Source organism: Alteromonas sp. S015 (assembly GCF_036864485.1).
In the GTDB taxonomy this organism is placed as follows: domain Bacteria; phylum Pseudomonadota; class Gammaproteobacteria; order Enterobacterales; family Alteromonadaceae; genus Alteromonas.
Map to the genome: position 1 here is coordinate 862,570 of NZ_JAZETO010000001.1, position 19,764 is coordinate 882,333.

Here is a 19,764-nt window from a genome sequence, read left to right on the forward strand (position 1 = left end):
CTTAAAAAACACCATACTTGATAAATAGATTACTCTTGGTATTAATTGTATTCAATATGCTTGCCAACTTTATAACTGTGCTAACCTGCTATTTTTCATGAACTTTTTATTAGTTTAAATAATGCTCGTTTCTCAATATATTTTGTTCTACACTATTAATTGGTCGAAATGACTAACTTTTGAGGGATTTAATGAGTAGGTATCGACAGCAAGACAATTTGCTTGGCCAGGCGAATAGTTTTCTAGAAGTTTTAGAGCAAATTTCACAAATTGCACCGCTAGATAAACCTGTGCTCGTAATAGGTGAGCGAGGCACTGGTAAAGAACTTATAGCCGCGCGCCTCCACTTCTTATCTAAGCGCTGGGATCAAAACTATATTAAGCTTAACTGTGCTGCCTTAAGTGAGAGCCTATTAGAAAGTGAGCTATTCGGTTATGAAGCAGGTGCATTCACCGGTGCTTCAAAACGTCGTGAAGGTCGCTTTGAAGTGGCGCACAACGGCACCTTATTTCTTGACGAACTGGCTAATACTTCTGGCCTTATTCAGGAAAAGCTACTGCGCGTTGTCGAATATGGTGAGTTTGAGCGTGTAGGTGGCAGTAAGTCCGTAAAAACTGACGTACGCCTTATTGCAGCTACAAACGAAGACTTACCCGCTCTTGCCGATGCAGGTGAATTTCGTGCAGACTTACTCGACCGACTTGCCTTCGACGTTATTACCATTCCGCCGCTACGTGAGCGCCGTGAAGATATCATGATGTTGGCCGAGAATTTTGCCATTAATATGGCCCGTGAAATGGAAATGGAATTATTCAGCGGCTTTACTGAAAAAGCCAAACGTACACTACTTGATTACGATTGGCCTGGTAATATTCGTGAACTCAAAAACGTGGTCGAACGCGCGGTATACCGAACCAACAACCCTCATCTGCCTGTGCATGAAATCGTTCTTGACCCCTTTGAGTCAGCTTACCGCCCTAAAGGTAGAGTAAAGACCAATGACAGAGTTAATACGCCGGACTCACCCGTTATTAATTCCCCTTCAGAGACTTTTGCCACAAATGAGCGCATTGAGAGTGCCGACGTTACGCCACTCGCACCAGTGAAAAAGCCAGAAATTGTTGAATATCCAATAGATTTGAAAGAACGTTCTCAACAACATGAGATAGATATGATAAAACAGGCACTTGCTGACAGTCAGTTTAATCAGAAGAAGACTGCTGAAAAATTGAGCTTGACGTATCATCAGCTGCGAGGTTATCTCAAAAAATATAACTTACTAGATTCTTCCGCGGAAAGCGTCGAGGCGTAAAACATGTCCCATGGTTTGGTAAAGCGTTTGTTATCGTGTTTATGTACAGCGCTTCTTGTTGCATCCTGTGCTAAGCAGAACAAACAAGCGTTTTACAATACGGGTATTATATACTGCTCTGAAAGCAATCCGGTTACCTTTAATCCTCAGCTAGATACATCAAGCACCACTTCAGATGCATCTTCACATCAACTTTACGACAGGCTGCTTGATTTTGATCCTGAGTCTGGTCGTATCGTGCCGAGTTTAGCAAGTAGCTGGTTAGTAAGCGATGACGGGCTCACCTACGCTTTTCAGCTAAGGAAAGATGTTTGGTTTCACACTACGCACTACTTTACGCCAACAAGAAATTTTAACGCTGACGACGTTATTTTTAGCATAGACAGATGGCGCCTACGTTCGCATCCATATCACTATGTGTCGGGCGGACGCTATCCTTACTTCGAGAGCATAGGTCTTGCTCAAAATATCGCGTCGGTAGAGCGAATAAACGGTTATCGCGTCGAAATCACGCTTAAACGCAGAGACAGCTCGTTTTTGGCAAATCTGGCAACCGATTTTGCCGTGGTTTTGTCAGAAGAATATGCTAACCAGCTGGCACAGTTAGGGACACCGAGCAAAATCGATGAGCTTCCAGTAGGTACTGGACCTTTTAAATTCGATAGCTATCGCAAAGATCATTTTATTAAGTACCTGCGCCACAACAACTATTGGCGTGACCAGATGATTGAAGCGCGTACAAATGGCGAAGTCTTAATTCCTGACAATGCTCTAGATAGTGCTAATCAAGATTTTGAAAAAGAACGAGGTCGAGGAAGTACGGCTGAATACCATGACGAAGATAGCCCAGTTGTGGAGCAACTTATATTTGATATTACGCCAAGAAGCTCATTAAGGCTGGCTAAGTTAATGACAGGTGAATGCGACGCTACCGCTTTTCCTGCACAAACTGAACTTGAAGTAATTCGTACAAAGGAAGACCTGACACTAGCGGAAAAGCCGGGACTAAACATTGGATTTTGGGCTTTTAACACCCAACGACCTCCTTTTGATAACCCAGATATAAGACGAGCGCTAGCAGCAGCAATCGACAAGAATACATTACTAGAAGCCGTGTATTTTGACAGTGCTACCAGAGCTAAGACCCTTCTGCCTGCGGCAAGTTGGGCGTTTCAAAATGACGCAGATGATACGGCCTATAATCCAGTTTTGGCGCGTAAATTACTGGCTAACGCGGGCGTTGAACAAGGCTTTTCTATGACGATATGGGCCATGCCTGTTGAACGTTCTTACAATCCTAATGCAACAAAGATGGCCGAGCTTATTCAGCGCTATCTGCGCGATGTAGGCGTAGAGGCAACTATTGTCAGTTACGATTGGGCTACCTTCAGACGCCACCTTCAGGAAGGTCTGCACGACTCAGTATTAATTGGTTGGTCTGCCGACAATGGAGACCCGGATAATTTTTATCGTCCGCTTTTGAGCTGTGGCGCTATCCCCTCTGGTACGAATCGCGCCATGTGGTGTAGTGAAGACTATGATAAGTTACTCAACGATGCACTTCAGACCGATGATATTGAAGAGCGCACAGCCATTTACAGGCAAGTTAACCGACTACTATACGAACGCCTTCCACTTGTTCCCATCGCACATGCCTACCGCTATCAGGCATACAGGAATGAACTGGAGGGAATGAATATTAATCCCTTTGGCGGTGTACGATTTGGTGGAGTTAAAAAAGCACTGTGATCCAGATCCTCGTAAGATACTGCACTTTATTCGTATTAACGCTTTTGGTGTTAGCGATTATGTCGTTTTCACTCGCCTACCTTTTTCCAGGTGATACACTTGAAAACTTGACAGGACTCGTGCCGCAAAATGAAATGCAACGCGCGGCATTGGAACAGCAATTTAAGCTTGATCAACCCTACATTTTTCAGTTTTTCTATTATGCGGGCAACTTGCTTATTGGCGACTGGGGGTACAGTTTTACGTCAGGCCTACCGTTGAGAGAAGAAGTGGGAATTGCAATGCCAGCCACGATTGAATTGGCCACCTATGCCATGTTAATGGCGTTATTTGTTGGTATACCGCTGGGATATTATGCAGGGATTCGCAGTTATTCAACGTCTGACCATCTAATAAACACTGCCAGTATTACCACTTATTCTTTTCCGGTTTTCTGGTTTGCGCTCCTACTGATTTTAATTTTCAGCTTGCAGTTAGACGCAGCGCCGCTATCAGGTCGTATCAGTTTGCTTTATAACATCGAGCCCATTTCTGGCTTTATTCTTATTGACATTTTATTATCAGACATAGAAAACAAAACGTTAGCGTTCAAAGATGCGTTGTCTCACTTAGCATTACCCACGTTTTCCATTGGTGCTATCGCCACCGCGTCTATGATTCGTATAACAAGACGTTCTGTTATAGATGTAAAACACCGTCCCTACATCGCGGCAGCAATATCCCGAGGCTTGTCGAGTTGGCAAATATTTTTTCGTCATATTCTGCGCAATGCGTTGCTGCCGATCTTACCGTTAATGGCGATTCAAATTACGACATTGATAACGAACGCTATGATTGTCGAAACCTTGTTTTCTTGGCCAGGAATTGGCAATTGGCTGATTCAAGCCATCTATCAACGAGATTACCCTGCCCTTAGGATTGGTATGATGGCGGTATCTACGGTGGTAATTACACTAACGATATTGGTCGATCTGTTTAACCGAATGATTGACCCCAGTAGAGAGAAATACGAACGTGCCACAGTATAGTTTATACGACGAAGAGTTCCATCCGTCTCCGTGGCAACGAACATGGGCATCATTTAAAGCGAGCCACATCGCTATGCTCGGCTTAATCATGCTAGCATTTTTCGTTGTTTGCGCGCTGTTTGCACCAATTATCACTCCCTATGATGCAGTGGAACAAAATATCGACGGCCTGTTAATACCGCCTAGTTGGTTGGCCAATGGATCCATATCTCATCTATTTGGAACCGATGCGTTGGGGAGAGACTTATTTACCCGTATTATTTATGGATGTCGCATCACTTTAGGCACCGCGTTTATTACCGTTGTGCTGGCCATGTTAGTTGGAGTAAGTTTGGGCACGTTTGCGGGTATGTTACGGGGTGTTCGCTCAAGTATCGCCAACCATTTACTTGATGCTCTTATGGCCATTCCCACACTCCTTATTGCAATAATTATCGTTGCTATATTGGGCACCGGTTTAGTGAACAGTATGTGGGCAATTACCCTTGCCCTGATCCCCCAGTTCGTGCATCACACAAGAAGCTTTGTGCGTGCAGAAATGAAAAAAGACTATATTGTGGCGTCTAAATTGGACGGTGCCAGTAAGTGGCAACTTTTTGTTCATTCTATATTACCCAATATGACGGAAATGCTGGTTGTACAGGGTACGCTAGCGCTTTCTATTGCGGTTATCGACATATCTGCACTGGGTTTTCTAAATTTAGGTGCACAGTCACCACTACCAGAACTTGGGGTTATTTTAGCTGATGGGCTAGATGTTGCTTATCTCGCACCGTGGAACGTTGCAGTACCCGGCATGGCAATTTTCTTTATGGTGCTGTCTATAAACATAGTGGGTGATGGTTTGCGTTCAGCACTGAAAAAAAGAGTGAGTTATTAATATGCCAATGCTTGATATTAAAAACCTCACTTTGGAGATACAAAGCAGCGATGGCACAATTAAAGCATTGGATAAAGTTAACTTGTCTGTTAGCAGTGGAGAAATTCGTGCACTGGTAGGAGAATCGGGTTCGGGTAAAAGCTTGATCGTGTCCGCCATTTGCGGAGCCCTTCCTAGCCAATGGAACTTAACGGCTGACCGCATGAGTTGGAATGGTGAAAACCTGCTGAGCATGTCTGTCCAGCAACGCCGTGAGGTTATGCGTCGAGAAATAGCGGTGGTATTCCAAAACCCTCAGGCAAGCTTAGATCCGTCGGCCACCCTTGGCGAGCAGCTAGAAGAGAGTATTCCTGATGAATTTGTTGAAGGGAGCTGGTTCTGGCAACGGGCACAGCATCGCAAAAAAACTGCGATAAGCACCGTTCACAAAGTGGGTATAAAGCACCACAAACATTACTTAAGCGCTTTTCCTCATCAAATACCGGCCGATATAGGTCAAAAGTTCATGATCGCGATGGCGTTAGTTTCACAGCCTAAATTACTTATTGCTGATGATCCAACCCGGGGAATGGAGCCTACGACAAAAACACAAATTCTGAAGCTCTTCACGCGACTGAATCAGACTCGCTCGCTCTCGATTTTATTTGTCAGCCACGACCTACTAGCCATTGCGAGCATGTCCCATTCTATGACGGTGCTGTATGCAGGGCAAACTGTAGAATCGGGTAGAATGAAGCATATTAAAAAGCGTCCACTACATCCTTACACGAAAGCATTGCTAGACAGTGCGCCAAGCTTCAGAAAGGACTTACCGCCGAAATCGCTGCTACCTACGCTTGGTGGCTCAATTCCCACGCTACAACATTTACCTATTGGTTGCCGATTAGGTCCGCGTTGCCCTCGCGCTCAGCGCGCCTGTGTGCAAACGCCGGCCGTACGTAAAATTCACGATCACTATTATAGCTGTCATTTTCCGCTACATATGGAGAAGCTATAATGGATATCATGCAGGTAAACGATCTCACTTTTGTTCATAATGAAAAAAAACGTTGGCTGAAACGTCCTGAAGTATTTCAACTTGGCCCGGTAAACTTAAGTGTAAAACGTGGCGAAACCATTGCTATAATTGGTGAGAATCGTTCAGGTAAATCGCTGTTAGCTAAGCTATTAGTAGGTGCACTACCCGCCGATGCTGGTGAAATTGAAATTAACACGCACAAGTATTTAGCCAAATATCAGTCTAAAGATAGCCAGCACAAACGTACCCATGACATCCGAATGATTCTTCAACACAGTTCGGAATCTATGAACCCTTCGGTACCTGTGGGAAAAATTTTAGATGAACCCTTACGTTTAAATACCGGACTTAGTGAAGCAGAACGCAAACCAATTATTGAAGATATGTTGGTTAAGGTAGGCTTGTTGCGCGAGCACTATTACTTTTATCGTCACATGCTTTCTGATGGTCAACAACAGCGCGTAGCACTGGCCAGAGCCATTGTCTTAAAACCTAAAGTGTTAGTGGCAGACGAGCCCTTTGCAGCATTAGACCCGTCAATTCGTTCGCAAACGGTGAATCTTATATTGAGGCTTCAGCAAGAGCTTGGCTTAGCGTTTATCTTTATAAGTCACAACCTAGGCATTGTACGTCATATTGCAGATAGAGTTATTGTGATGGAAGGCGGCGAAATCGTAGAAGAAGGAAAGACCGAAACTATATTCAGGTGGCCGCAACACACTCGTACAAAAAAGCTAATTACTGCTTACCAGTCTCTAGTACCACAAAATACTATTCGAGGATAGCGTGGTCTTTGGTAAGGCGCATTTAATTTTAGCAAGTCATATTTGTATATTGGACAGGCTCGTTTTGTTCAACGAAATGGAAAATGCTAAAAGGCCTCGACGGGCTAATTAGAAACAAAAAAGGGGCTAATAAAAGCCCCTATAAAACCTTCATTTGCTCTTTCTAACCAACGAGAGCCAAAAGAATACCTGCGGCAACTGCACTACCTAGCACGCCCGCCACGTTAGGCCCCATTGCTTGCATAAGTAAGAAGTTATGAGGGTTTGCTTCCAGTCCTACTTTGTTCACTACCCTGGCGGCCATTGGCACAGCAGAAACGCCAGCAGCGCCAATCAGTGGATTTATACTTCCACCGGACATCTTACTCATTAGCTTTGCCATAAGTACACCCGCAGCTGTGCCTATACCAAATGCGATAGCGCCAAGCCCCAAAATACCTAGAGTCTCAACCGTAAGAAACGCTTCGGCTGACAACTTCGAGCCTACGGCTAAACCTAGGAAAATAGTGACCGTATTGATGAGTTCGTTTTGGGCTGTTTTGCTCAATCTATCTACAACACCACACTCTTTCATTAGGTTGCCAAAACAGAACATACCTACAAGTGGCGTCGCTGCTGGTAAAAACAAGATGGTCATTAACAAAACTGCGAGTGGAAAGATAATCTTCTCTCTCTTTGACACAGGTCGAAGCTGCCCCATTTTTATCTCGCGTTCTTCTTTTGTAGTCAAAGCTTTCATGATTGGCGGCTGGATAATAGGCACCAATGCCATGTAAGAGTATGCAGCGACTGCAATCGCACCAAGTAAATCAGGTGCAAGCCGCGACGCGAGGAAAATAGCCGTTGGCCCATCTGCGCCACCAATAATAGCAATGGCGCTTGCATCCTTTAACGTAAACTCAAAACCCGGGATCAGGTTTAAAGCGATAGCGCCAAACAAGGTTGCAAAAATCCCAAACTGCGCCGCTGCGCCAAGTAACAACATTTTCGGGTTAGCAATGAGCGCACTGAAATCCGTCATTGCGCCGACGCCCATAAAAATGAGTAGCGGAAATACACCGGTATCAATGCCGATTTTATAGATGTAATGAAGCAAACCACCCGCTTCAGAAAACCCAGCAATCGGAATATTCGTCAACAACGCACCGAAACCGATGGGCAATAAAAGCAATGGCTCGAACTTTTTCACAATGGCTAGGTACAGTAAACCAAAGCCTACGGCCATCATTATCAGCTGGCCCGCCTCAAAATGCGCAAGCGCGGTACTATCCCAAAGTACCATTAACTTATCCATGCATTACCCCAATAAGATTAATGGTTGGCCACTTGTTACAGCATCACCTTCACCTACGACAATGTCGGTAACTGTCCCGGTGTATGCTGAACGGATCTCAGTCTCCATCTTCATGGCTTCGAGGATCATCACCACATCGCCTTCTGATACGCTGTCACCGTTTCTTACCAAGATTTTAAACACGTTACCCGCTAATGGCGCATCAATAGACTCTGACGAGTCTGCAGCAGCTGGTGCTGCGCTGCTCTTTGGAGTTTGGGGCTGCGTATTCCCACCGCTAGCAGGAGTCACGCTTGTTAAGGTACCAGAAGGAGCAACTTCGACGCGATATACCTTCCCATCTACATTGACATCATAAGTTTCTGACGAGTTAGATGCTTTTGCGTTTGACCTGGCTTCAGCAGCCTTAGGCGCATTCGAGATTTGCGACTCTTGCGCGCTAGGTACGGGTTCAAATGCATCAGGGTTGCCGCGGTTTTCGATAAACTTAAGGCCTATCTGCGGAAATAAGGCATAGGTCAACACGTCATCAATTTTATCGTCTGACAGTGATAGTTGCTTTTTCTCAGCCAATTCATCCAGCTCTTTACTCAGTGCTTCGAGCTCAGGCGCAATATTGTCGGCGGGTCGGCACGTTACCGGCTCTGCTCCATCAAGCACACGCGCCTGCAACTCTTTATTTACTTGTGCAGCAGTAGCGCCATATTCACCTTTGAGCACGCCTGCGGTTTCTTTGGTAATACTTTTATAACGCTCGCCGGTGAGTACATTGAGTACTGACTGCGTGCCTACAATTTGTGAGGTTGGCGTAACGAGAGGGATAAATCCAAGATCTTCCCGTACTCGTGGAATTTCCTTTAATACTTCTTCGAATTTATCTTCAGCGCCCTGCTCTTTAAGCTGGCTTTCCATGTTGGTTAGCATACCGCCTGGCACTTGCGCTAAAAGAATACGTGCATCGACACCTTTAAGACTACCTTCGAACTTGCTGTATTTCTTTCTTACCTCTCTGAAGTAACTGGCAATGTCTTCAAGCTCAGGCAGTGAAATGCCCGTATCGCGCTCTGTTCCTTCTACAATAGAAACCATAGTCTCAGTTGCGCTATGGCCATAAGTCATGCTCATTGAAGAAATAGCCGTGTCCAGCATATCAATACCGGCATCGATAGCTTTTTGATATGTCGCCGTGCTCAAGCCTGTAGTGGCGTGGCACTGCATGGCAATGGGGACATCAACCGTTTCTTTTAACCCCGTAATCAATGCCTCGCACTCGTACGGTTTTAAAAGCCCAGCCATGTCTTTTACACAAATAGAATGAACGCCTAAATCTTCTAACTGCTTCGCCATTTCAAGCCAAAGTTTAAGATTGTGCACAGGGCTTACCGTATAAGAAATTGTCCCTTGTGCGTGAGCGCCACTGTCTATGGTCGCTTTTATTGCGGTTTTCAAATTTCTAATGTCATTCATGGCATCAAAAATTCTAAATACATCTACGCCACTTTCGTGAGCGCGCTCTACAAAGCGAGTAACAACATCGTCAGCATAGTGGCGGTAGCCCAAAAGGTTTTGACCACGTAACAACATTTGTTGCTTAGTATTTGGCATGGCTGCCTTTAACTTTCGAATGCGCTCCCAAGGATCTTCACCTAAATAACGAATGCATGCGTCAAAGGTAGCACCTCCCCAAGATTCGACAGACCAGAAGCCTGCTTTATCTAACTTTTCTGCAATGGGAAGCATATCCTCAATACGCATACGCGTAGCAAGAAGCGATTGATGGGCATCACGCAGGACTAGCTCGGTAAGGGCCAGAGGCTTTGACATGGTAACTCCTGATTAGGCTTATTTTTTAGAATTGTGACGATGGGTATGGATGGCTGCGGAAATAGCTGCGATAACATTTCCGTCTATTCCAGGTTGTACCGCTTGATTGTTTCTTTTTACATTAACTGAGGGCTCCTCTATTTCCCCAGGGAACGCTTCGCAAAACCGCGCAATTAAATGTATACCTACGATAAGAAGCCCGAGAAATGAGAAAACGAACACCATTCCAATGAGCATTAATGAACCCGCTTCAACAAGCAAGCTACTGACGGATCCCGAATTCATATTCAATCCTGTTTGTATATTTGTATTTGAATAAGTATCACGAGGTTTTTTAAAAAACAACAAAACAGCATAAAAAACCAATAAAAACCCTATAGAACGCCACCATATGAAATTTAATGCACTTTTGCCTAATAAAATTGCAACAAAGACTCAATAGGCTATCAGTAACTGAATTTAGGTCTCGCCCATCAATCGTTCATTTTGTAAGGCATAATTTAATGAAAGCCTATGTTGTCTGAGAAGTCACTATCTAACTGCTTTGCAAAATCTTTTGCGTGCATGGCTACTAACTCGAGCTGCATGTGCTGCTCGTCTTCCGGTATGTAGGCAGGAACGTTGACCGGTTTACCATCGCAATCTACCGCCATAAAAGTGATAAAACAGCGATTTGCCACCGTCGTTGTGTCTGCGGTCGCATCGCCAGATTTCACCACAACGTAAATATGCATGCTTGATGCGCCTGTATGAACTAAAGACGCTGTAATCTCTATTAGTTGACCAACTTTAATAGGCTTAATGAATCGAATTCCGTTGGCTGAAACCGTAACGCAATAGCATTTAGACCATTGAGCTGCACACGCGTAGGCAGCTTGGTCTATCCATTTCATAACGATACCGCCGTGAACGTTCCCACCAAAGTTAACATCTGTAGGTTCTGCTAAAAATCGAAAAGTAGTGGATGGGTGTGACATAAGTTGCCTCGCTGATTACTGCTCAATTAACAGTTAAAGCTTAGCTTACTTTTCAAACAATGCACTTATAGAGGTGTTAACAAAGAAAGAAGGTAAAAAGCAGAAATGAAAAAGCCCACCTTTAAGGTGGGCTTCTCAATATGGCGCGTGTGGAAGGATTCGAACCTCCGACCGCCTGGTTCGTAGCCAGGTACTCTATCCAGCTGAGCTACACACGCGTTAACTTGTATACTTTCGAGTTTTATTCCGAAAGGTGACGCTTTTAATTAAGTGGCGCGTGTGGAAGGATTCGAACCTCCGACCGCCTGGTTCGTAGCCAGGTACTCTATCCAGCTGAGCTACACACGCGCAGAAACTTGTTGTCGACCGTCACTACCAACGAATGATAATGGCGGAGAGGGAGGGATTCGAACCCTCGATACGCGTAATGCGTATGGTTCCTTAGCAGGGAACTGGTTTCAGCCACTCACCCACCTCTCCTTGACTGCGGGGTGCATTTTACGGATTCGTTGGCGTGAGTCAAACCTTTTTTATAAAGAAAGTGTTCGCTCGCTGTCATTTTAAACGATTCGAGCAAAAAACCAGTAATCTGTTCATAATACAAGCAATTAAATAAAATGCTCGTTGCATTTTCTCAGCTCTTCCTAAATTCAGATGCTAAAAATCATCAATCACTATTAAAATTATAGCTGATGATAAACGCTTTATATCTCTTTTTATCTATTATTGCGCAATATTATCCCTGTGCGCTAACAACGAACGTCAGCAGTGAGCGAGCAACGGGCTTTTAGTCTTTATAACTCAACGCCAACAAATCAAACGCACTACACCGTCGGCTGCCGCACCAAAAAACACAATGACTATTTACCTATAAAAAACCATCGCCGGAATAACAGTAAAAACAAAAAAGGCCAGCGTAATAGCTGACCTTTTCCAATGAAGCATATAATGCAATTATTCTGCAGAGCCTGGCTGACCGCCTTTTTCTGCTTGAATGCGCATGTATATCTCTTCACGGTGCACAGAAACTTCTTTTGGTGCATTCACACCGATACGTACCTGATTCCCTTTTACACCTAGTACGGTAACGGTTACATCGTCACCAACCATAAGCGTTTCCCCAACTCGACGAGTCAAAATAAGCATTCGCTTGCTCCTGTTCCTTAATACTGAACATCATCCATTAAGATTTGCCAACCCATCAGCACGACCCGATGGAAGCGACAGTGATTCCATGTTTCTGTGTCACTTCAAAAACTCACTGTTATACACAACGATAATTATAGCTTATCTTGTAACCAAACGTTAACCGAATCTAGCGCTTGAGCCAAGTTTTCAGGCTGATCACCACCTGCCTGTGCCATATCTGGACGACCGCCTCCTTTGCCTCCTACTTGAGATGCGACAAAGTTAACAAGTTCACCCGCTTTAACTTTACTTGTGAGGTTTTTAGTAACGCCAGCAATAAGATTCACTTTCGCGTCATTAGCCACACCTAATACTACGATCCCTTCACCAATTCGGTTTTTAATGTCGTCCATCATTGAACGCAATGACTTCGCTTCAACACCTTCCAAATTAGCAATAAGAACTTTAACGCCATTTATCTCTACTGCATTACTAAGCATATCAGCACCTTGCTGACTCGCCAGTTTTTGTTTTGCAGAATTGAGCGCTTTTTCTAGTTCTTTAGTCTGGTTTTGCAGAGTAACTACACGATCGAGCACATTTTGGCTGTCTGTTTTCAATAATGAAGACAATGACGCCAAAGTAGCTTGTTGGGTTTGCACGACCTCAAGTGCGTGCTCGCCAGTAACCGCTTCAATGCGCCGAACGCCCGATGCAATACCCGCTTCACTGGTAATTTTGAACAAACCAATGTCACCAGTACGTGTAACGTGAGTACCACCACATAGCTCAACAGAGAATGGCCCCATGGTTACCACGCGAACTTTTTCGTCGTACTTTTCACCAAATAGCGCCATTGCGCCTGATGCTTTGGCTTCATCTAAATCCATAAGTTCAGTGGCTAACGTGTGGTTTGCACGTATTTCTTGGTTAACTCGTCTTTCAATCTCAGCAAGCTGCTCAGCCGTTACTGCCTCGAAATGCGAGAAGTCAAAACGCATGCGAGGCGCTTCAACCAATGAACCTTTCTGGGTTACGTGCTCACCTAGAATTTCACGCAATGCTGCGTGAAGTAAGTGTGTAGCACTGTGGTTCTTTTTAATAGCTTCACGATTTGCTGCGTCAATCGCTGCGGTTGCCGTATCACCTTTAGATACCGAACCTTTAGCAATACCTTTGTGTGCAAACGCATTACCCATTTTTTGGGTGTCGGTTACAATGAATTCACCGTTTGCCACCCGAAGCACGCCTTTGTCACCTGCCTGACCACCGCTTTCAGCGTAGAACGGCGTGCTGTCTAATACCACAACGCCTTCTTGACCGTCTTCAAGCTTCTCAACAAACGCATTGTCGGCAATAAGTTCAACCACATTCGCCTGACCTTCTACATCTGTGTAACCGGTAAATGAGGTTGTATGGTCAATGGCGAGTTTACTGTTGTAGTCTGCGCCAAAGTTGCTTGCCTGCTGTGCCCGGGCACGCTGCGCCTGCATGGCTGCCTCAAAACCTTCTTCGTCAATTTTAAGGTCGTGCTCACGCGCTACATCATTAGTTAAATCAGTAGGGAAGCCATAAGTGTCGTAAAGTTTAAACACCACGTCACCAGGCACTGTGTCGCCTTCTAAGGTTTCTAACGTATCATTTAAGATAGCCATACCACGGGCTAGCGTTTTGCTAAACTGCTCTTCTTCAACACGCAGTACTTTTTCAATTACCGGTAGCTGGTCTACAAGTTCTGGATACGCTTCACCCATTTCTTTGGCAAGTGATGCCACAAGCTTGTAGAAGAAGATATCGTTTGCGCCAAGCTGATAGCCGTGGCGAACTGCTCGACGAATAATGCGGCGTAATACGTATCCGCGCCCTTCATTTGATGGCATAACGCCATCGCAAATTAAGAAGCTGCACGAACGAATGTGATCGGCGATAACTCGTAACGATTTATTTTCTAAATCTTCGCTTCCAACAATTGATGCTGCTGATTTGATCAAGTTTTGGAAAAGGTCGATCTCGTAGTTGCTGTGCACGTTCTGCAAAATAGCGGAAATACGCTCTAAGCCCATACCGGTATCGATTGAAGGCTTAGGTAGTGGCTCCATGGTACCGTCAGCTTGTTTGTTTAACTGCATGAATACCAGGTTCCAAATTTCGATAAAACGGTCGCCGTCTTCTTCTGGTGTTCCCGGAGGACCGCCCCAAATGTGCGCACCGTGATCGTAAAAGATTTCAGAACAAGGACCACATGGACCGGTATCGCCCATAGACCAGAAGTTATCTGACGTGCTAATGCGAATAATCTTTTCTTTTGGTACACCAATATGGTTTTCCCAGATGTCGAAAGCTTCGTCATCTTCAGAATAAACGGTGACTAGGAGCTTTTCTTTTGGCAAACCAATTTCTTTGGTAAGGAAATTCCACGCAAACTCTATCGCTTCTTTTTTGAAATAATCGCCAAAGCTGAAGTTACCCAGCATTTCAAAAAAGGTATGGTGACGCGCAGTGTAACCTACGTTTTCAAGGTCGTTATGCTTACCACCAGCGCGAACGCAGCGCTGTGACGATACCGCACGGGTATAGCTGCGTTTTTCCGCACCTAAAAAACAGTCTTTAAACTGGTTCATGCCCGCGTTGGTAAAAAGAAGTGTGGGATCATCTGCCGGTACCAGTGACGAGCTCGCCACCGCTTGGTGGCCATGGCTTTTAAAATAATCGATAAACTTGTTACGTAAGTCAGCAGTTGATAATGTCATTGAAAACCTAACTTCCTTTATTCTATTTTTGAAACGTGCGATTTGCCTGTTCTAATGAGCCTTATAATCGGGGCGTTTTGCTAATACACAACACGCCAATCTCCACTATATTTCTCTGGATAATTAAAATGCACACAAATTTGCGCAACAATACCATGGATAGCGCAATTTTGTTAAGTGTAACGGGGGTAAGATAGGCTCAAATTTCACTTTAAGTAGACGAAAATAGCCAGTATTCACAAAACGAATCGCCGACAGCCCATATTTACAAGGCAACATAGGCGAGAACCCAGCCTTTCGTGCCAAAGCCGTTTTAGCTAGATTCGTTTGCGCTTACCGCATATTCAATGTGATCTTGGTAAAAGCCACGATATTGAAGAAATTGTTTCTGCTTTTGTCTCAACGCAAATTCGGTTTCATAAAACTCGCCAAACTTTTTCTCTTTTACTTTTTTGGCACTTTCAAACCAGTCAGCCTCGATTTCTCTCATTGCATGTTCTGCAGTACTTTCATCTACACCGTATTGTTGTAAGTCTAACTTAATCGCGCGGGGTCCCTTCCCTTTTAAGTACAGTGCGCGAGCTCGGCTTTCTGCAAATCTAGCATCGCTTTGGATATCAGCATCCTTGAATTCCTCCAGAATAGGTATGAAAGCATCACTCGCTATTCCCTTCTGCTGCAACTTTCGCATAATCTCGTTAAAGCTATGCTCTCGTCGTGCCAGCATGCGAGTAATCGCGTCGGTAATGATTTTTCGGTCGAACTCTGACATTTTTGTAAGCTTACTCTTCTGTATTAAACGTAGAAACCGCGTTATTTTAGCGTTAAATACTCGCGCATTGCGACTATCTAATGTTTTAAGCTCTTAACCTCTACCTGATGTAAATTGCATGACAACATCTGACTATCGCATAACAATAATAGATTCGATTGAACAGTTCTCTAAAGAGCGCTGGCAATACCTCGCAAAAGAAGTGGGCCCTTTCCTTTCTTATGAATTTTTGCATGCGTTAGAACGCAGCGGTTCGTGTAGCAATGAATCTGGGTGGCTACCTTGCCATATTGCTATAGCGAAAGGTCAGCATGAGGCTGCAAATCTTGTTATTCCTGGCTACTTGAAGACACACAGCTACGGTGAATACGTTTTCGACCACGCTTGGGCAAATGCTTATGCACAGCACGGACTCGACTATTATCCTAAGTGGATATCGGCCATCCCCTTCACGCCTGTAACGGGTCCAAGGCTCCTTAGTGATGGGCACGTTGTGCTTACTCCGGCGCTTTTACACGAACTGGAAGATACGGTGGCAACGTACGTAGAATCCGTATTTGGTGAGACCTTATCTTCTTTTCATTGGTTATTCCCAAATGAAAGCACATCGGCTCAAATCACCAATAGCGGTAACCTCAAGGCAAATGATTTACCCAATGACTTATCCATTGAACGACTTCGAAATCAATCCGACGCGCTAAACCGCTACCTGACCCGATTTGCGGTTCAGTTTCAGTGGCATAACTACGGCTATAATGGTTTCGATGATTTTCTAAATGCGCTTACCTCCCGCAAAAGAAAAGATATAAAGAAAAGTCGACGCAAACTGACCGAACAAGGTGTCCGCTTCACCTATCATACCGGAAGTAAGATTAGTCCAGAGACGCTGCAGTTTTTCACAAAGTGTTACAAAGCCACCTATTTAAAACGAAGCGGTCACGTGGGATATTTAAATGATGCCTTTTTTAAGCGACTTGTCGAGACCATAAGCGATAATATGCTTATTGTGACTGCAGTAGAAGATGAAGTAGCGGTAGCCAGCGCCCTCTTTTTTTACGATGAAACGGGGCTGTATGGGAGATACTGGGGAGCGCTGAAAGAAATAGACGGTCTGCATTTTGCCTGCTGTTATTTTGAAGGCATTGAATTTGCCATTGCGAAAAAACTACCGCTTTTTAACCCCGGCACCCAGGGTGAACATAAAATACTTCGAGGTTTCGAGCCCATTTATTGCCGTTCACATCATAAATTACGACATGTGCCGTTTCACACAGCTGTAGCAGACTTTTTACAGCGGGAAACGCCACATATCGCAAGCTATTTTAATCAGGCACGGAATGCTTTACCGTTTAACAAGGAATTCGTGCCTACTTTAAAAACAACGAGTGTCACTGGACCTAACGACGACACTTATAATCACAACGAGAAAAACCATGAAATATAAACTTCTTGCCGTAGCGATTGCGGCATCTTTAGGCCTTGCAGGTTGTGGTCAACCTGAGCAAGCAAAAGACCAAACTAGTAATGTTGAAGTGACAGAGATGAAGGGCGAAGCAGAACTAGGTTCTTTCGGCGTAGATTTAAGCGCTCGCAATGAAGCGGTAAAACCTGGTGACGACTTCTTTATGTACGCAAGTGGTACATGGTACGACAACTATGAACTGCCTGCTGATAAAACTCGCTACGGTGCATTTACTGGCCTTGCCGAGCGCAGTGAAGAACAAGTTAAGAACATCATTGATGGGCTAATGGAGAAAACTTCTCTGAATGAAGAAGAACAGCTTGTTCACGACTTTTTCGTTGCTTATATGGATACCGATACCATCAACGAAAAAGGTATCGAGCCAATTCAAGACGTACTAACCTCTATTGATAGCATTGAAAACAAAACTGACTTAACCAAAGCATTTGGTAACAGCTGGTTAGTAGGCTCAACCACGCCAATTGGCGGCGGTATGTGGTACAACCGCCTTGACCCAAATGAATATCAATTAAGCGTTGGTGTTGGTGGTTTAGGCCTTCCTGATCGCGACTACTACTTAAGTGATAGTGAGCGTTTTGTTAAGATACGCGAAGCTTATGTAGCACACATCGAGCAGATGCTAAATTTTGCAGGTGAAGACAACGCAGCTGAAAAAGCAGCGAATATTCTTGCCCTTGAAACACAAATCGCAGAAATTCAGTGGCCTCGTGAAAAACGCCGTGACCGCGACCTTACTCTCAATCAAATTGAGCGTAGCAAGCTGTCTGACGAATACCCTGGCTTTGATTGGGACACGTATTTTGCTCAAACCGGCTATAAAGTGCCTGAGCTAAATATTACACAGCCTGAGCCAGTAAAAGACGTTATCAAAATTATTAACGAAGCGGACTTAGCCGATTGGAAGTCGTACTTGAAGTATCACACTATTTCAAACAATGCGGACCTCCTTTCTGAAGATATCTACCTAGCCAATTTTGACTTCTTTGGTCGTACACTAAGCGGTCAGCAAGAGCCTCGACCTCGTTGGAAACGCGCAGTTAGCCAAATGTCTGGCACTGAGTCACTGGGTTTTGCTATCGGTAAGATTTACGTAAACGAATACTTCCCAGAAAGCTCAAAAGAGCAGATGGCAGAGCTGGTTGAGAACTTGCGTACAGCACTGGGTGAGCGTATTGAAAACCTAGACTGGATGAGCGAAGAAACCAAGGTAAATGCCAAAGAAAAGCTAATGGCATTTAACCCTAAAATTGGCTACCCAGACGAATGGCAGTCTTTTGATGGCGTAACCATTAGCGATAACGACTTAGTGGGCAATGTTCGTAACCTACGCACATTCTTCCAAGACCAGTCCGTAGAGCGCGAGCTAGAGAAAACGGACCGCAACCGCTGGGGTATGACACCGCAGCGCGTTAACGCCTACTACAATAGCTCGTTCAATGAAATTGTATTCCCAGCGGCTATTTTACAACCGCCATTCTTTGATCCAAATGCCGACGCTGCAGTGAACTACGGTGCAATCGGTGCCGTAATTGGTCACGAGATGGGACACGGTTTCGATGATCAAGGCTCGAAGTCAGATGCAAACGGCATTCAGCGCAACTGGTGGACCGATGCTGACCGCGCAGCGTTTGAAGAAAAAGCAGATATGCTAGCCGAGCAATACAGCCAGTACGAGCCTATCGAAGGTAACTTCGTAAATGGTCGCAACAGCTTGGGTGAAAACATTGGTGACGTGGGTGGTCTAGCCATGGCTTACCACGCCTACAAGCTCAGCCTTAACGGCAAAGAAGCCCCCGTTATTGACGGCCTTACAGGCGACCAACGCTTCTTCCTTGCGTGGGCACAAGTGTGGAAAGAAAAACGCACCGAAGAAAGTATGCTGAATCAACTTCGCGCAGGCACACACGCGCCAGGTCGTTACCGTGCTCAAGCGCCAAGAAACCATGATGCATGGTATGAAGCGTTTGACGTGAAACCAGGTGATGCACTTTATCTTGCGCCTGAAGAGCGCGTAAGAATTTGGTAACTCGTTTAGAAAGTGTAGATAATTAAAAAGGGCGGTTCGACTTATCTCGAACCGCCCTTTTTACTTTTCTAATCAGCATTCGCTCGGTGGTTTTTTTAAAGCAGCAGCAAGTGCTTATTTATCTTGCGGTTACTTTTTATCTTCCTTATACCTGTCTATCTTCCGTATTGAGCAACTAAATCACGAACATACTGTTTACAGCGGGCTACAGCTTCTGAAAAGTCACCGTTACCTACGCTTCCCATGGAGTAACGTAACCAATAGCCATCAATTAATGCTGCAGTAGACGCAGCAGCATTTTTGACTTGGTCAGGATGAAGTAGCTTGCGGTAGCTAAACGCTAAATTACGTTCTAACCGTTTGTGGTTAATACACTGCAAACGATGCAAGCCTTCATTGTGTAGTGACAGCGCCCAGAAATTAAACCAGGTATTGGTTGCTGAGCTTGCGCCTTGCGTTTGAGAAAAGTTATTTTCGATAATGAAATCAATCCGCTCTAACGGATCGTCAATACGCTGTGTAATTTTGAGCGCATCGAGAAGGTGGCGCATCGTTGCTTCAATTAATCCTTGCTTGTCACCAAAATAGTGACTGATTATCCCTGAAGAAAGCCCCGCCCTTTTGCTAATCAAGCTTATCGTAGTTCCGTGATAGCCAACTTCTGCCATTACTTCTAGCGTTGCTTCTATTAATTGTTTTTTGCGAACTGGCTCCATTCCCACCTTGGGCATGCTACA

At 44.7% G+C, this 19,764-nt stretch carries 16 protein-coding genes and 3 tRNA genes; 8 read left to right on the forward strand and 11 right to left on the reverse strand.

What is annotated here, in order from left to right; translation table 11 throughout:
* Positions 1-191 precede the first annotated feature (191 nt).
* The 6 genes from pspF to V7R42_RS03760 are packed head-to-tail and all read left to right on the forward strand — an operon-like array spanning position 192 to position 6,773.
* On the forward strand, positions 192-1,313 hold the full coding sequence (gene pspF / locus V7R42_RS03735) for a phage shock protein operon transcriptional activator (protein ID WP_334018865.1): 1,122 nt from the start codon (positions 192-194) through the stop codon (positions 1,311-1,313).
* Positions 1,314-1,316: 3 nt separating this feature from the next.
* Positions 1,317-3,062 carry an ABC transporter substrate-binding protein gene (locus tag V7R42_RS03740; RefSeq protein ID WP_334018866.1) on the forward strand — a complete coding sequence of 582 codons (1,746 nt, stop codon included), beginning with the start codon at positions 1,317-1,319 and terminating at the stop codon, positions 3,060-3,062.
* A 59-nt stretch (positions 3,063-3,121) separates the two neighbouring features.
* A complete protein-coding gene (locus V7R42_RS03745) occupies positions 3,122-4,090 on the forward strand; it encodes an ABC transporter permease (RefSeq protein WP_334018867.1) in 969 nt (322 codons plus the stop codon).
* Entirely contained in the window at positions 4,077-4,970 is an 894-nt protein-coding gene (locus V7R42_RS03750; RefSeq protein WP_334018868.1) for an ABC transporter permease subunit, read from the forward strand. The genes V7R42_RS03745 and V7R42_RS03750 overlap by 14 nt, the downstream gene beginning before the upstream one ends.
* A gap of 1 nt (position 4,971) precedes the next feature.
* The gene (locus tag V7R42_RS03755) at positions 4,972-5,967 is read left to right on the forward strand and encodes a peptide ABC transporter ATP-binding protein (RefSeq protein WP_334018869.1); all 996 of its coding nucleotides are present in this window, start codon (positions 4,972-4,974) and stop codon (positions 5,965-5,967) included.
* Complete coding sequence (locus tag V7R42_RS03760; RefSeq protein WP_334018870.1) at positions 5,967-6,773, forward strand: ATP-binding cassette domain-containing protein; 807 nt, start codon at positions 5,967-5,969, stop codon at positions 6,771-6,773. The genes V7R42_RS03755 and V7R42_RS03760 overlap by 1 nt, the downstream gene beginning before the upstream one ends.
* Positions 6,774-6,936: 163 nt before the next feature.
* Here V7R42_RS03760 and V7R42_RS03765 read toward each other — a convergent pair whose 3' ends face one another.
* The 10 genes from V7R42_RS03765 to V7R42_RS03810 all read right to left on the reverse strand — a co-directional run bounded on the left by V7R42_RS03765 (position 6,937) and on the right by V7R42_RS03810 (position 15,518).
* On the reverse strand, positions 6,937-8,067 hold the full coding sequence (locus V7R42_RS03765; RefSeq protein ID WP_334018871.1) for a sodium ion-translocating decarboxylase subunit beta: 1,131 nt from the start codon (positions 8,065-8,067) through the stop codon (positions 6,937-6,939).
* 3 nt (positions 8,068-8,070) lie between these two features.
* Complete coding sequence (oadA, locus tag V7R42_RS03770; protein ID WP_334018872.1) at positions 8,071-9,891, reverse strand: sodium-extruding oxaloacetate decarboxylase subunit alpha; 1,821 nt, start codon at positions 9,889-9,891, stop codon at positions 8,071-8,073.
* A gap of 18 nt (positions 9,892-9,909) precedes the next feature.
* Positions 9,910-10,176 (reverse strand): OadG family protein, encoded by a 267-nt coding sequence (locus V7R42_RS03775; protein ID WP_105930268.1) that lies wholly within the window; start codon positions 10,174-10,176, stop codon positions 9,910-9,912.
* A gap of 215 nt (positions 10,177-10,391) precedes the next feature.
* Positions 10,392-10,868 carry an acyl-CoA thioesterase gene (locus tag V7R42_RS03780; protein ID WP_334018873.1) on the reverse strand — a complete coding sequence of 159 codons (477 nt, stop codon included), beginning with the start codon at positions 10,866-10,868 and terminating at the stop codon, positions 10,392-10,394.
* 141 nt (positions 10,869-11,009) lie between these two features.
* A tRNA-Arg gene (locus V7R42_RS03785) sits at positions 11,010-11,086 on the reverse strand.
* Between the two features lie 53 nt (positions 11,087-11,139).
* Positions 11,140-11,216, reverse strand: a tRNA-Arg gene (locus V7R42_RS03790).
* Positions 11,217-11,257: 41 nt separating this feature from the next.
* Positions 11,258-11,348 (reverse strand) — tRNA-Ser (locus tag V7R42_RS03795).
* A gap of 474 nt (positions 11,349-11,822) precedes the next feature.
* Entirely contained in the window at positions 11,823-12,014 is a 192-nt protein-coding gene (csrA, locus tag V7R42_RS03800) for a carbon storage regulator CsrA (protein ID WP_012517705.1), read from the reverse strand.
* A gap of 134 nt (positions 12,015-12,148) precedes the next feature.
* Positions 12,149-14,746, reverse strand: a complete 2,598-nt coding sequence (alaS, locus tag V7R42_RS03805) for an alanine--tRNA ligase (RefSeq protein ID WP_334018874.1) — start codon at positions 14,744-14,746, stop codon at positions 12,149-12,151.
* Positions 14,747-15,059: 313 nt separating this feature from the next.
* Positions 15,060-15,518 (reverse strand): regulatory protein RecX, encoded by a 459-nt coding sequence (locus tag V7R42_RS03810; RefSeq protein ID WP_334018875.1) that lies wholly within the window; start codon positions 15,516-15,518, stop codon positions 15,060-15,062.
* A gap of 118 nt (positions 15,519-15,636) precedes the next feature.
* On the opposite strand from V7R42_RS03810, the gene V7R42_RS03815 reads away from it, so the two are divergent.
* Together V7R42_RS03815 and V7R42_RS03820 are read left to right on the forward strand one after the other, a co-directional pair.
* Complete coding sequence (locus tag V7R42_RS03815; RefSeq protein ID WP_334018876.1) at positions 15,637-16,962, forward strand: GNAT family N-acetyltransferase; 1,326 nt, start codon at positions 15,637-15,639, stop codon at positions 16,960-16,962.
* Positions 16,952-19,027, forward strand: coding sequence for a M13 family metallopeptidase (locus V7R42_RS03820; protein WP_334018877.1), 2,076 nt, complete (start codon positions 16,952-16,954; stop codon positions 19,025-19,027). Before V7R42_RS03815 ends, V7R42_RS03820 begins: the two co-directional genes overlap by 11 nt.
* Positions 19,028-19,182: 155 nt before the next feature.
* Here the strand turns inward: V7R42_RS03820 and betI are convergent, their stop codons facing one another.
* The gene (gene betI, locus V7R42_RS03825; protein WP_334018878.1) at positions 19,183-19,758 is read right to left on the reverse strand and encodes a transcriptional regulator BetI; all 576 of its coding nucleotides are present in this window, start codon (positions 19,756-19,758) and stop codon (positions 19,183-19,185) included.
* Positions 19,759-19,764: the final 6 nt, after the last annotated feature.

Excerpts from the sequence above, each read along its gene's own strand:
- pspF (WP_334018865.1), top strand. The coding sequence starts at position 192 with ATGAGTAGGTATCGACAGCAAGACAATTTGCTTGGCCAGGCGAATAGT.
- V7R42_RS03740 (WP_334018866.1), top strand. The coding sequence starts at position 1,317 with ATGTCCCATGGTTTGGTAAAGCGTTTGTTATCGTGTTTATGTACAGCG.
- V7R42_RS03745 (WP_334018867.1), top strand. The coding sequence starts at position 3,122 with ATGTCGTTTTCACTCGCCTACCTTTTTCCAGGTGATACACTTGAAAAC.
- V7R42_RS03755 (WP_334018869.1), top strand. The coding sequence starts at position 4,972 with ATGCCAATGCTTGATATTAAAAACCTCACTTTGGAGATACAAAGCAGC.
- V7R42_RS03760 (WP_334018870.1), top strand. The coding sequence starts at position 5,967 with ATGGATATCATGCAGGTAAACGATCTCACTTTTGTTCATAATGAAAAA.
- V7R42_RS03765 (WP_334018871.1), bottom strand. The coding sequence starts at position 8,067 with ATGGATAAGTTAATGGTACTTTGGGATAGTACCGCGCTTGCGCATTTT.
- oadA (WP_334018872.1), bottom strand. The coding sequence starts at position 9,891 with ATGTCAAAGCCTCTGGCCCTTACCGAGCTAGTCCTGCGTGATGCCCAT.
- V7R42_RS03775 (WP_105930268.1), bottom strand. The coding sequence starts at position 10,176 with ATGAATTCGGGATCCGTCAGTAGCTTGCTTGTTGAAGCGGGTTCATTA.
- V7R42_RS03780 (WP_334018873.1), bottom strand. The coding sequence starts at position 10,868 with ATGTCACACCCATCCACTACTTTTCGATTTTTAGCAGAACCTACAGAT.
- csrA (WP_012517705.1), bottom strand. The coding sequence starts at position 12,014 with ATGCTTATTTTGACTCGTCGAGTTGGGGAAACGCTTATGGTTGGTGAC.
- alaS (WP_334018874.1), bottom strand. The coding sequence starts at position 14,746 with ATGACATTATCAACTGCTGACTTACGTAACAAGTTTATCGATTATTTT.
- V7R42_RS03810 (WP_334018875.1), bottom strand. The coding sequence starts at position 15,518 with ATGTCAGAGTTCGACCGAAAAATCATTACCGACGCGATTACTCGCATG.
- V7R42_RS03815 (WP_334018876.1), top strand. The coding sequence starts at position 15,637 with ATGACAACATCTGACTATCGCATAACAATAATAGATTCGATTGAACAG.
- V7R42_RS03820 (WP_334018877.1), top strand. The coding sequence starts at position 16,952 with ATGAAATATAAACTTCTTGCCGTAGCGATTGCGGCATCTTTAGGCCTT.
- betI (WP_334018878.1), bottom strand. The coding sequence starts at position 19,758 with ATGCCCAAGGTGGGAATGGAGCCAGTTCGCAAAAAACAATTAATAGAA.